Annotated in this window: 13 protein-coding genes; 8 read left to right on the top strand and 5 right to left on the bottom strand. The window is 59.7% G+C overall.

Going from position 1 to position 12414, the window contains the following annotated elements:
* On the top strand, positions 1-606 hold the full coding sequence (locus AD668_RS23405; RefSeq protein WP_053162642.1) for a PolC-type DNA polymerase III: 606 nt from the start codon (positions 1-3) through the stop codon (positions 604-606).
* A 118-nt stretch (positions 607-724) separates the two neighbouring features.
* On the opposite strand, the gene AD668_RS23400 is transcribed toward AD668_RS23405, so the two are convergent.
* A complete protein-coding gene (locus AD668_RS23400; RefSeq protein WP_007990688.1) occupies positions 725-1177 on the bottom strand; it encodes an Lrp/AsnC family transcriptional regulator in 453 nt (150 codons plus the stop codon).
* 163 nt (positions 1178-1340) lie between these two features.
* On the opposite strand from AD668_RS23400, the gene yedA reads away from it, so the two are divergent.
* Both yedA and AD668_RS23390 read left to right on the top strand, forming a co-directional pair.
* Entirely contained in the window at positions 1341-2270 is a 930-nt protein-coding gene (yedA, locus tag AD668_RS23395; protein WP_053162640.1) for a drug/metabolite exporter YedA, read from the top strand.
* A gap of 52 nt (positions 2271-2322) precedes the next feature.
* Complete coding sequence (locus AD668_RS23390; protein ID WP_053162638.1) at positions 2323-3663, top strand: DEAD/DEAH box helicase; 1341 nt, start codon at positions 2323-2325, stop codon at positions 3661-3663.
* Positions 3664-3780: 117 nt separating this feature from the next.
* On the opposite strand, the gene AD668_RS23385 is transcribed toward AD668_RS23390, so the two are convergent.
* Together AD668_RS23385 and AD668_RS23380 are read right to left on the bottom strand one after the other, a co-directional pair.
* A complete protein-coding gene (locus tag AD668_RS23385; protein ID WP_177330211.1) occupies positions 3781-5022 on the bottom strand; it encodes a TIGR03862 family flavoprotein in 1242 nt (413 codons plus the stop codon).
* Between the two features lie 282 nt (positions 5023-5304).
* Positions 5305-6225, bottom strand: coding sequence for a histone deacetylase (locus AD668_RS23380; protein WP_053162854.1), 921 nt, complete (start codon positions 6223-6225; stop codon positions 5305-5307).
* A gap of 79 nt (positions 6226-6304) precedes the next feature.
* On the opposite strand from AD668_RS23380, the gene AD668_RS23375 reads away from it, so the two are divergent.
* The 3 genes from AD668_RS23375 (at position 6305) to AD668_RS23365 (ending at position 8437) form a co-directional block, all read left to right on the top strand.
* Positions 6305-6874: a GNAT family N-acetyltransferase gene (locus AD668_RS23375; protein WP_053162634.1), complete on the top strand. Its 570-nt coding sequence runs from the start codon at positions 6305-6307 to the stop codon at positions 6872-6874.
* Positions 6875-6977: 103 nt separating this feature from the next.
* Complete coding sequence (gene tesB / locus AD668_RS23370; RefSeq protein ID WP_053162632.1) at positions 6978-7847, top strand: acyl-CoA thioesterase II; 870 nt, start codon at positions 6978-6980, stop codon at positions 7845-7847.
* On the top strand, positions 7844-8437 hold the full coding sequence (locus AD668_RS23365; RefSeq protein WP_053162630.1) for an HAD family hydrolase: 594 nt from the start codon (positions 7844-7846) through the stop codon (positions 8435-8437). Before tesB ends, AD668_RS23365 begins: the two co-directional genes overlap by 4 nt.
* Positions 8438-8550: 113 nt before the next feature.
* Here the strand turns inward: AD668_RS23365 and AD668_RS23360 are convergent, their stop codons facing one another.
* Both AD668_RS23360 and AD668_RS23355 read right to left on the bottom strand, forming a co-directional pair.
* Entirely contained in the window at positions 8551-9510 is a 960-nt protein-coding gene (locus AD668_RS23360) for an alpha/beta fold hydrolase (protein ID WP_053162627.1), read from the bottom strand.
* Positions 9511-10404: a neutral zinc metallopeptidase gene (locus AD668_RS23355; RefSeq protein WP_053162625.1), complete on the bottom strand. Its 894-nt coding sequence runs from the start codon at positions 10402-10404 to the stop codon at positions 9511-9513.
* 155 nt (positions 10405-10559) lie between these two features.
* Here AD668_RS23355 and AD668_RS23350 point away from each other — a divergent pair, with 155 nt between their 5' ends.
* Both AD668_RS23350 and AD668_RS23345 read left to right on the top strand, forming a co-directional pair.
* Positions 10560-11336 carry an IclR family transcriptional regulator gene (locus tag AD668_RS23350; protein ID WP_053162623.1) on the top strand — a complete coding sequence of 259 codons (777 nt, stop codon included), beginning with the start codon at positions 10560-10562 and terminating at the stop codon, positions 11334-11336.
* A gap of 124 nt (positions 11337-11460) precedes the next feature.
* A complete protein-coding gene (locus AD668_RS23345; RefSeq protein WP_053162621.1) occupies positions 11461-12345 on the top strand; it encodes a DMT family transporter in 885 nt (294 codons plus the stop codon).
* Positions 12346-12414: the final 69 nt, after the last annotated feature.

Here is a 12414-nt window from a genome sequence, read left to right as displayed (position 1 = left end):
TTGGAACGCATCGCAGTCATCGACTTTGAAACCACCGGGATCTCCCCAAGCAGCAGCTGCCGGGCCACGGAAATCGCCGTGGTGATCCTTGAACAGGGGCGCATCGTCGAGCGTTACCAGAGCCTGATGAACGCCGGTGTGCGGGTCCCGGCGTTCATCGAGCAACTTACCGGCATCAGCAATGCCATGCTGCGCACCGCGCCGTCGGCGGAGCAGGTGATGAACGAGGTCAATGAGTTCGTCGGCACTACGCCCCTGCTGGCGCACAACGCCGCGTTCGACCAGAAGTTCTGGGATTTTGAACTGGGGCGGATCAAGCGCACCCGGTTGCAGAACTTTGCCTGTTCGCTGTTATTGGCCCGACGTCTGATGCCGGCTGCGCCGAACCACAAACTCGGCACGCTCACCACATTCGCCAACCTGCCAAATACCGGCAAGGCCCACCGGGCGATGGCCGATGCCGAGATGGCGGCCAACCTGACCACCCATCTCGCCGAAGAGTTGTTGAAGAAGCATGGCTTGCGCGAGCTGTCCCATGATTTGCTGTGCAAGTTGCAGAAAGTACCGGCCGCGAAAGTAACCGAGCATCTCCAGCGCTATCGCTGATCCCGAGTACACCGCATATCCGCTGTAGGAGCCGGCTTGCTGGCGAACGCAGTGGATCAGCCAGCATTGGGTTTGAATTTGAATCCGTCATCGCTGGCACGCCAGCGCCTAGATGTAACTATTTGCCATTCCCTTCGATATGCCCCAGCGGCACGCGCTTCTCTATCGCACTCGACAACACAATCGACGTCTTGCTGAACCCGAACGTGGCAATCCGGTTGATCAGCTCTTCCAGCTCCGGCATCGAGCCCACCGCCGCTTGCATGATCACGCATGGGTCACCTGTCACCCGGTGGCATTCGGTCAATTGCGGGATTTTGATCAGGTCGTCGTAGGCCTTCTGGTTGCCGTGCTGGTTCAGGCGCAGTTCGATCACGCACTGGATCGGTAGCCCGAGCTTGGCCATATCGACTTTCGCCTGGTACCCGGTGATCACGCCGCTGGCTTCGAGCTTGGCCACGCGTTCGGCCACCGCCGGGGCGCTCAGGTTGACCTTGCGCGCCAGGTCCGCGTAGGACGCGCGACCGTTTTCCAACAGGGCGCTCAGTAACATGCGGTCATATTTGTCCATCGAGCAGGCTCCTGAAATGACAGACTTTCGAAAGCACGGTTTATTGCAACAAACTCCGTGATTTGAAAAGTGTACTGGCGCTATAAACACGTTTTGTAACTTATTTTCCACCGTTGGCCTTTCTAGAATAGCCGTTCACTTGTCTTGCCTGCGAGCTGTCACCATGCCTGGCCTCCGTCGCTTTCCTTTGCCGTTGATCGCTGCCTTTTTCGCGTTGTACGTGATTTGGGGTTCGACGTATCTGGTGATCCGTATCGGCGTGGAGTACTGGCCGCCGTTGCTGCTGGCGGGTATTCGTTTCGTCATTGCCGGCTCGCTGATGTACGTCTTTCTGCGCTGGCGCGGGGCGCCGGCACCGACCTGGGCGCAGTGGAAAGCGGCAGGTATCATCGGGATCTTGCTGCTGGCGTGCGGTAATGGCGCGGTCAGCGTGGCGGAACACACCGGCGTGGCTTCCGGCGTCGCGGCACTGGCGGTGGCGACGGTGCCGTTGTTTACCTTGCTCTGCGGATATTTCTGGGGCGCACGTAATACCCGTCTCGAATGGGCCGGGATTGTGCTCGGGATGATCGGCATTGCCATGCTCAACCTGGGTTCCAACCTGCAATCGAGTCCATTGGGTGCGGCGTTGTTGATTTTTGCGGCGGCCACCTGGGCGTTCGGCTCGGTGTGGAGCAAACACCTGCCGTTGCCCCAAGGCGCGATGGCCAGTGCCGTGGAAATGCTGGTGGGCGGCGTCGTGCTTCTGATCGCCAGCGCTGCGAGCGGTGAGCACCTGGAGAAAATGCCGCCAATCGAAGGCTGGGCCGCACTGGCGTACCTCACCGTGTTCGGTTCGATCATCGCCTTCAACGCCTACATGTATTTGTTGAAACACGTGCGTCCGGCGGCAGCGACCAGCTATGCCTACGTCAACCCGGCGGTGGCGGTGTTGCTGGGCATCGTGTTTGTCGGTGAAAGCATCGGCATCGAGGAAGCATTGGCCATGCTGGTGATCATCAGCGCGGTGGTGCTGATTGGCCTTCCGCAATGGCGCCGGACACCGCAGCGGCCAGTGGTGACGGCAGTGCCGACAGAATCCCGCGTGAATTAGGGTAAACTGCGCGGCATTGCACACCCGCGCTGAATTTTCCTACGGTACTCCCATGACTTTCGCCTCCCTTGGCCTGATCGAACCCTTGCTGCGCTCCCTTGAGACGCTCGGCTACCAGACGCCTACGCCGGTTCAGGCGCAAGCCATTCCGGCGGTGCTGGCCGGTCGCGACCTGATGGCCGCCGCCCAGACCGGCACCGGCAAGACCGCAGGTTTCGCCCTGCCGCTGCTGCAACTGCTGGCCATGGAAGGGCCGAAAGTCACCGCCAACTCGGTGCGTGCGCTGATCCTGGTGCCGACCCGCGAACTGGCTGAGCAGGTTCACGAAGCCGTGCGCCAGTACGCCGAGAATCTGCCATTGCGCACTTACGCGGTGTACGGCGGCGTCAGCATCAACCCGCAAATGATGAAGCTGCGCAGCGGCGTTGATCTGCTGGTTGCCACCCCGGGCCGCTTGCTCGACCTGTTCCGCCAGAACGCGCTGAAGTTCAACCAGTTGCAAACTCTGGTACTGGACGAAGCCGACCGCATGCTCGACTTGGGCTTTTCCGAGGAGTTGGCGAACATTTACCGTGCGCTGCCGAAGAAACGCCAGACGCTGCTGTTCTCCGCCACCTTCTCCGATGAGATCCGCCTGCTTGCCGGGCAGATGCTCAACGACCCACTGACCGTTGAAGTGAGCCCGCGCAACGTCGCGGCCAACACGGTCAAGCAATGGATCGTGACGGTGGACAAGAAACGCAAGCCGGAACTGTTCGTGCACCTGATGCGCAAGGGCAAGTGGAAACAAGTGCTGGTGTTCGCCAAGACCCGCAACGGCGTGGACGCGCTGGTGGAAAAACTTCAGGGCCTGGGCATCAATGCCGACGGCATCCACGGCGACAAACCCCAGGCAACCCGTCAGCGTGCACTGGACCGTTTCAAGGCGAGTGAAGTGCAAATCCTGGTCGCCACTGACGTGGCCGCCCGAGGCCTGGACATCGAAGACTTGCCGCTGGTGGTCAACTTCGACTTGCCGATCGTGGCCGAGGACTACATCCATCGCATCGGTCGTACCGGTCGCGCGGGTGCGACTGGCGAGGCGATTTCGCTGGTGTGTGCCGATGAAGTGAATTTGCTGTCGGCCATCGAGATGCTGACGCGCCAGACCTTGAAGCGTCAGAGCGAGCCGGATTTTGAACCGGAGCACCGCGTGCCGGACACCGATGCCAGCGGTCAGGTGGTCAAGAAGCCGAAGAAACCGAAGAAGCCAAAGGCTTCGGGCGGCGGCGGCGGTAAACGCAATCTGGGTAAATGGGTCGATAGCGGGGAAGCTGCGCCAGCGGAACCGTCGATCAAGCCTGTGCGAAAAGTGCCGGTGTTCAATACTGGGCCGCGTAAGCGTAAGCCGTAATTTCGCACTGCGTCCGTTAGGCCGTCATCGCCAGCAGGCTGGCTCCCACAGGTTTTTTGTGAACGACACATATCCCCTGTGGGAGCCAGCCTGCTGGCGATGGGAGCTACGCGGTCATTAGCCCTTGCGCTGCAACCACTGCACCATTCCCGATCCGGCCGCTCGCCCACTGGCGAAACACGCGGTCAGCAGATAGCCACCCGTCGGCGCTTCCCAATCGAGCATTTCCCCGGCGCAAAACACGCCAGGTATTTGCTTGAGCATCAAGCGTTCATCCATCGCCTCGAACAGCACACCGCCCGCGCTGCTGATGGCTTCGTCCAGTGGGCGGGTTTTTACCAGCGTCAGGGGCAACGCCTTGATCGCGTTGGCCAGCAGGGCCGGGTCCGTGAAAGTGTCGGCAGGGGTCAGTTCTCGCAGTAGTGCGGCTTTCACGCCATCGATACCCAACTGACTGTGCAAGTGCTTGGCCATGGAGCGTGAGCCCCGTGGCTTGTTCAGCGCAACCTGGATTTTATCCACAGGCCGACCCGGCAGCAGATCCAAATGAATCGTTGCCGAGCCATGCCGGTTGATCGCCTCGCGAATCGGTGCAGACAGGGCGTAGATCAAACTGCCTTCGATTCCGGTGGCGGTGATCACGCATTCACCCAGCCGTGGTACGTCGTCATTGAGGCCAATGGCGATGTTTTTCAGCGGGGCGCCGGCGAATTTGCTGATCATTAAATCGCTCCAGGCCTGCACCTCGAAGCCGCAGTTGCTCGGCTGCAGGGGTGCAAGTCCTACGCCGCGTTGCTCCAACGGCAGCATCCACGCGCCGTCCGAGCCCAGGCGCGACCAACTGCCGCCGCCGAGGGCGAGGAGGGTGGCGTCGGCTTGCACGGTTTTTTCGCCTTCCGGGCTGTCGATGCGCAAGTCACCTTGGTTATTCCATCCCAGCCAACGGTGACGGGTGTGGATAACTACACCGCTGTCGCGCAGGCGCTTGAGCCAGGCGCGCAGCAAGGGGGCGGCTTTCATGTCGGTCGGAAACACCCGGCCGGAACTGCCGACAAAGGTTTCGATGCCCAGGTCATGAATCCATTGGCATAACGCATCGGCACCGAAACCTCTCAGCAACGGTGCGATCTGCGGGGCGCGTTCGGCGTAGCGTGAGAGAAATGCCGGATAGGCTTCGGAATGGGTGATGTTCATGCCGCCGACACCGGCCAGCAGGAATTTGCGACCGACTGAAGGCATGCCGTCGTACAGATCCACCTTGATCCCGGCCTGGCTCAACACTTCGGCCGCCATCAGACCGGCGGGGCCACCACCGATGATGGCGACCGTAGAAGGGGAGGTATTCGAAGGCTGGGTCATGGAGTGCGCTGCGGTTTGGCTGGATAAGCCGCGCATTCTACCAGCCCGATCCCCTGTAGGAGCGAGCGTGCTCGCGATAGCGGTCTGTCAGTAGGTTATGCGTTGAATGTGCCTGCGCCATCGCGAGCAAGCTTGCTCCTACAGGGGGGGGGAGCGGTGTTTTTAATGCTGGTTAAAAAATAACCACTTCTCTGTAGTCTGTAAGTAGCAAGGGCTGTAGGCGCTTTCACTCAGGTTATCCACAGGCAGTTCCACAGGCATTGTGGGTAAAGCATCCACACGTCAGTGACAACCTGATGACGCCCAGACGCGCTGCGCGCTGTGATGGAGGATGCCGTGACGACGGGCCAGCGCATGGCGGTCCTTGCTGTAGCCGCCGCCGATCACCCCGACCACCGGGATATCCCGGCCCAGGCAATGGCGCATGACGCTTTCATCCCGGGCGCCAACGCCTTCGTCTGTCAGCTTCAGATAACCCAGGGCGTCGTCTTTGTGCACATCGACCCCGGCGTCGTACAGCACAAGGTCTGGTTGATAGAGGGGCAGCAAGTAATTGAGTGCGTCATCCACCACCCTCAGGTAATCCGTATCACCCATGCCATTGGGCAGCGGAATGTCCCAGTCACTTTCGGCTTTGCGTGCCGGAAAATTTTTCTCACAGTGCAGGGAAACGGTCACCGCTTCGGGAGTGTTGTGCAGAATCCGTGCAGTTCCGTCGCCTTGATGCACATCGCAATCGAAGATCAGCACCCGATTGACCCGACCGCTTTGCAGCAGGTAATGACTGATCACCGCCAGGTCATTGAAGATGCAGAACCCGGCCGGGTAGTCGTAATGAGCATGGTGGGTGCCGCCCGCCAGATGACAGGCCAAGCCGTGTTCCAGCGCTTGTTCGGCCGCCAGTATCGAACCGCCGACTGCCCTAACGGTTCGCCGCGCCAGTGCTTCGCTCCACGGCAGGCCGAGGCGGCGCTGATCTTCGCGGGACAAATCGCCACTCATGTAGCGTTCGATATACGAAGGGTCATGGGCGAGGGCGAGAATCTCTGCCGGGCACAACTCAGGTCGCAGCAAATCAACATCGCGGGTCAGACCACTGTCAATCAAGTGATCGCGCAGCAGGCGAAACTTGTCCATGGGGAAGCGGTGCTCCGCCGGGAACTCGGGACTGTAGTCTTCGTGATAAATCAGTGGCAGTGACATGGTCATTTCGGATAGGAATGAGAGAAGGATCCTACCAGCGTTGTAGACTTGCAGCATGCAAACGGAGGGCGGGGGAACAATGGAGCCGATACTGGAACTTGAAAGTGCGCGATTGTTGTTACGTCAGTGGCGCGACGAGGACTTGCCGGAATTTGCGGCAATGTGTGCCGACTCGCAGGTGATGCGCTACTTTCCAGCCCCCTTGAGTCGATTGGAAAGTGCTTCATTGATCGGGCGAATCCGGGGACATTTTGCCGAGCATGGTTTCGGGCTGTGGGCGCTTGAACGCAAGGACACAGGCCAGTTCATCGGTTTCACCGGGCTTGGCGTCGTCGGCTTCGACGCGCCGTTTACCCCGGCCATTGAAATCGGCTGGCGCCTGGCTCGTGAACATTGGGGGCTGGGCTACGCCAGTGAAGCGGCGTGGACCGCTCTGCGGTGCGGGTTTGATCGCCTTTCGGTCAATGAAATCGTCTCGTTCACCGCTGACAACAATCTGCCATCACAGAAAGTCATGCAGGCAATCGGTATGCAGCATGATCCGGCCGACGATTTCAACCACCCCAAGCTCGCCGTCGATCATCCCTTGCGTCACCATGTGCTGTATCGCATCAACCGTGAGCAATGGCTGCAAACCTTGCATGGATAAGCCTGCTTGGATGTTTACAATGACCCCATAGGCCCAGTCCGGAAATTGAATTGACTGTCGCAGTCAAGACTGCGCGGTAATGTTGTATGTGAGGAGAGTCTGAATGAGCCAAGTGTTGGAAGATCTGGTCGACCTGTTGACCCTGGAACCGATCGAAGAAAACCTGTTCCGTGGCCGCAGCCAGGACCTGGGCTTTCGCCAGTTGTTCGGCGGTCAGGTGCTCGGCCAGTCGCTATCGGCAGCCAGTCAGACGGTTGAAGAGGCGCGCCATGTGCATTCGATGCACGGCTATTTCCTGCGTCCGGGCGATGCCGGTTTGCCGGTGGTGTATCAGGTTGACCGGGTGCGTGATGGCGGCAGTTTCAGCACGCGTCGGGTGACGGCAATCCAGAAAGGCCACCCGATCTTCACGTGCAGTGCGTCGTTTCAATACGACGAAGAAGGCTTCCGGCACCAGACCGAAATGCCGCAAGTGGTCGGTCCGGAAAACCTGCCGTCGGAGCTGGAGATCACTCAGCAGCGCGCACACCTGATCCCCGAGAAAATGCGCGAAAAACTGTTGTGCCCCAAGCCGATCGAATTCCGCCCGGTGACCGAAAAAGATCCCTACAACCCGCTGCCGTGCGATCCGGTCAAGTACGTCTGGTTTCGCGCCGATGGCGCCTTGGCCGACTCCGCGGCGCTGCATAAATATCTGCTGGCCTACGCCTCGGACTTCGGCCTGCTGGTGACCTCGATGCAACCCCACGGCAAAACGGTCTGGGACAAGGACATGCAGGTCGCCAGCCTCGACCACGCGTTGTGGTTCCACCAGGATTTGCGCGCGGACGACTGGTTGCTTTACGCGATGGACAGCCCGTGGGCCGGCAACTCACGCGGGTTCAACCGTGGCAGCGTGTTTAACCGTGCCGGACAACTGGTGGCGTCGGTGACCCAGGAAGGGTTGATTCGTCATCGCAAGGATTGGGCATGAGTCTGGTCGACGTGCGTCATTGGGTGTTTGATATGGACGGCACCTTGACCGTCGCCGTGCACGACTTCGCCGCGATTCGCGTGGCGTTGTCGATTCCTGCCGAGGACGACATCCTGACCCATCTCGCCGCGTTGCCGGCCGATGAAGCGGCAGCCAAACACGCCTGGCTGCTGGAGCACGAACGAGACCTGGCGCTGGGATCGAAACCCGCGCCGGGTGCCGTGGAACTGGTGCGTGAACTGGCCGGTCGCGGTTATCGCCTGGGCATCCTCACGCGCAATGCCCGCGAGCTGGCGCACGTCACGCTGGAAGCTATCGGCCTGGCCGACTGCTTTGCGGTGGAAGATGTTCTGGGTCGCGATGAAGCACCACCGAAGCCGCATCCCGGCGGATTGCTGAAGCTGGCGCAAGCGTGGAACGTGCCGGCCAGCGAATTGGTAATGGTGGGTGACTACCGGTTTGACCTGGATTGCGGTCGGGCAGCGGGAGCGCGGACGGTGCTGGTCAATCTGCCGGATAATCCGTGGCCGGAATTGACCGATTGGCATGCAGCCGATTGTATTGAGTTACGCCAAATGCTTTGCGCATGAGGGCGTTGTTCTCTGCTTGATCGCCATCGCGAGCAGGCTCGCCCTACAGATGATCGCCTTCCAGTGTGGGAGCGAGCCTGCTCGCGATGGCGTCATATCAGCCACTGCATTCCCTACTGCCCAAACAGCGCCTTCTGGCCCTGCGGCGATGTAAACATCCCATCCCCGTCATGCCCGACGCCGGGTACTTCGATCAATTGCTGATTCAGCCCTTCGGGTTGCAGCCGCTTCAGATAACTAAAGTAAAAACGCCCCCGCGCCAACCGAGAGGGACCTTGAGCCTTGGCCTCGCAACGCGTGTCTAGCTGTGGATGATTCGGGTTGGTGTCCTGCTGGCCCAACAGGTAAACGATGTCTCGCTTGAGGTACTTTTCCTGCAACTGTGCGGGTGTTTGTCCTTCGGCGTAAGCGGGTAAATCAGCCAGTCCATATTTCCAGCGATTGAAATCCGGACAGCCTGCATGGTTGAACGCCACCGGCCGACGCTCGTCGAAATAGGCGTAAGACGAAGGGTTGGCAATCACATAACGCACCTGCACACCGGAGGCTTCAAGGGCTGACTGATCGTGACCGAGCAATGCGTAGCGCTGAACAACCTGCGCGCCGCCGGAATGTCCGGCAATGACAATCTGTTTCACCTCGGGAAACTGCTGTCGGTCACCCAGGCGGGCGATGATATCGTCCAGCGCCTGGTAAGAACTCAGGCGAAACGGTGCGGTAGATTCCCCACCCGCCATCCATTCGTCGCCCTGCCAGCGTAAAACGGTGTCCGCTACCGGATGCAGCGCGACGTCGGTGTCGTTGAGAAATTGCGGGGCGATCACCAGGGTCGTCGCGCTTTGCCCGGCCAGTTCGGCCGCCCGTTCACCACTTTGCAGATAGGTTTGCGCATTGCGCAGGCGACCGTGGAGGATGATCAATACCCGTTCGAGTTTTGCCGGGGCGGGGCTGATGCCCACTGCAATTTCGCCTGATTTCAACAGCAGGCGTCCGGGACTGATCTCGTTGACCGCCCGTTCGGCGGCCTGGGACGTTGCGCATGTGAACAGAACAACCAACAACCACTTCTTCATTTACAGATTTTTCGCCGCAAAGGTATCGCACTGGCCAACCTGGCCCTGGGCGAAACCGGTTTTGAACCAGCGCACCCGTTGCGCTGACGTACCGTGGGTAAACGAGTCCGGCACCACACGGCCCTGCCCTTGTTGCTGCAACCGATCGTCGCCGATGGCGTTCGCTGCATTCAGTGCTTCTTCGATATCGCCCGGTTCCAGCCAGTTCAGACGCTTCTGCGCATTGTTGGCCCAGACCCCGGCGAGGCAATCGGCTTGCAGTTCCTGGCGTACCAACAGACCACCGTCGCCTTCCATCTGCCGACCCTGTTGGCGCGCGGTCTGAATTTTCGCGGAGACGCCCAGCAAGGTCTGCACATGGTGTCCGACCTCGTGAGCGATCACGTAGGCCTGGGCGAAGTCGCCAGCGGCAGAAAACCGTTGGGACATTTCCTGGAAGAACGCCATGTCCAGGTAGACCTTTTGGTCAGCGGGGCAGTAAAACGGACCGGTAGCGGAGGTGGCCAGACCACAGGCTGAATTGACGCGGTTGCTGAACAACACCAGAGTCGGGTCCTTATATTGACGACCGGCCTGCTGAAAGATCTGACCCCAGGTGTCTTCGGTATCGCCGAGGATCGAGCGCACAAACTCAGCCCCCTGGTCATTGGCCGGTGGCGCCTGACGACTCTGGTTGGTGGCCGGTGCCGATTGCTGGCCCATTTGCCCGGTCAACTGCCCGAGGATTTGCAACGGATCCTGGCCGGTGATCCAGCCAATGCCGACAATCAGGAGGATCGCCGTCAGGCTCAGGCCCTTGCCACCACCAAAGCGCATGCCGCCACCGCCACCGCCGACATTATCGCCACGGGCGTCGACCACGTTGTCGCTGCGTCGGCCTTTTTTCCATAGCATGTGGGAATCCTCTGGTTGTCCGTGCGATGAGTGTTGCTGTTGAGTGGGACCCGCGCCAGTCCGGTCGTCAGACTGCTTTTTGTACTTGTGGTTCCAGATTTCGCTTCAATCGCCTTATCTTCTAGAATCAACAAAATTTTTCTTTGGAACGTCCCATGGCAGGCAGTCAGATCGAACGTGTCTTCAGCGTTTTGGAAAGTTTGACCGGTGAACCTCAGGGTTTGCCGATGCAGACGTTGGCCGAACAACTGGACATCCCCAAAAGCGCGACCCATCGTTTGTTGGCCGAGCTGATCCGTTTGGGCTATGTGCGACAAAATCCGGAAAACCTGCGCTATCACCTGTCCACCAGACTGGTCGCCATGGGGTTTCGTTACTTGTCGGTCAGTGGTGCGGATATCGTTCAGCCAGTGCTCGATCGTTTGGCCCGGGAAACCGGTGAGCTGGTGCGGTTGGGCGTTGTCCAGGGCGAACGACAAGTGTGGATCGCCAAATCCCAGGGCGCCCGTTCGGGCCTGCGATACGACCCCGACATGGGACGCGACGCGCCATTGTTCTACACCGCTTCCGGGCACGCCTGGCTGGCCAGCATGAGTGATGCCGAGGCGTTGTCGCGAGTGGAGCAGCAGGCGCAAGAGTTGCCTCACGATATTGGACCGAATGCACCACGTTCCAACATTGAACTGCTGGAGCGCTTGCGTCTGGCCCGGGAGCAGGGCTATGCCTGGGTCGAAGAAAGTTCTGCAGTGGGCACTTCGGCGATTGCGGCGGTGATACGCCATCCACGGGAGGGGCGAGTGATCGGCGTGCTCAGCATTGCCGGTCCGAGCGCACGATTACCGGGCGCGCTATTACATGAGTTGGCGCCCACGTTGTTGAAATACACTGAGGAATTGTCGGCGGCGAGTCAGGCGTCGGAGTTGTTCACTTGAGCGCCTTGGCGTTGTCATTCTGAAGTGTGCGGTATTCGCCCTTTTTTTTGCTTTCTCTGTGTGAAAAAGTGGAACCAAGTTCTAAATTAATCGAATCGCGCCTCAACCTAAAAAGGACTTCGCTTTGACGTCGCCTACCAGCACCCCGCTTTCCGGCGTCAACCATCCCTTTAAAGGGATCTTGCTGATCGTTGTAGCCACCTTCCTGTTTTCCAGCCACGACGCTTTTTCCAAATACCTGTCCGGTTTCTACCCGATTGTCATGGTGGTCTGGGCGCGCTATGTGGTGCATACCTTGCTGATGGCCGGGATTTTCCTGCCGCAATCCGGGCTGCGAGTACTGCGAACCAAGCGGCCACTGCTTCAGCTGGCCCGGGCGCTGTGCCTGTTGGGTACCAGCCTGTTTTTTACCACGGGGCTGATGTATATCCCGCTGGCTGAGGCGACCTCAGTCAACTTCCTGGCTCCAGTGCTGGTCACTGCGCTGTCGGTGCCGCTGCTGGGCGAGCGGGTGACGCGAGGACAATGGCTGGCGGTGATTTTCGGGTTTATCGGGGTGCTGATCATTGTTCATCCCGGTGGGGATCTGTTTACCCCGGCGGTATTGCTTCCATTCTGTTCGGCGCTGTTTTTCTGCTTCTATCAACTGCTGACGCGCAAGCTCAGCAAGATCGACAGCCCGACCACCAGTAACTTCTTCGCCGGCTTGTGCAACACGCTGGTGATGAGTGCGCTGGTGCCGTTCTTCTGGCAGACACCAAACCTGGTGCATGGCGCGATGATGCTGGCGCTGGGAGCTTGCGGGATGACGGCGCACCTGTTTCTGACCCAGGCTTTCCGCCTCGCGGCACCGGCGTTGCTGGCACCATTCAGCTATTGCCAGATCATTTTTGCCGGTCTGCTGGGCTGGCTGCTGTTTTCCCACACGCCGACCTTGACCACCGTGATCGGTATTGCCGTGATCTGCTGCAGTGGGTTGGCGGCGGCGTGGCAGCAAAGCCGCCGGTAAAAGCCCAAAGAGAAACGACCTGTAGGAGCGAGCCTGCTCGCGATGTTCGTTAACGATGACGCGGGTTGT

Source organism: Pseudomonas sp. P1.8, assembly GCF_001269805.1.
Taxonomy (GTDB): Bacteria; Pseudomonadota; Gammaproteobacteria; order Pseudomonadales; family Pseudomonadaceae; genus Aquipseudomonas.
This window is presented reverse-complemented; position numbering and strand designations above follow the sequence as displayed.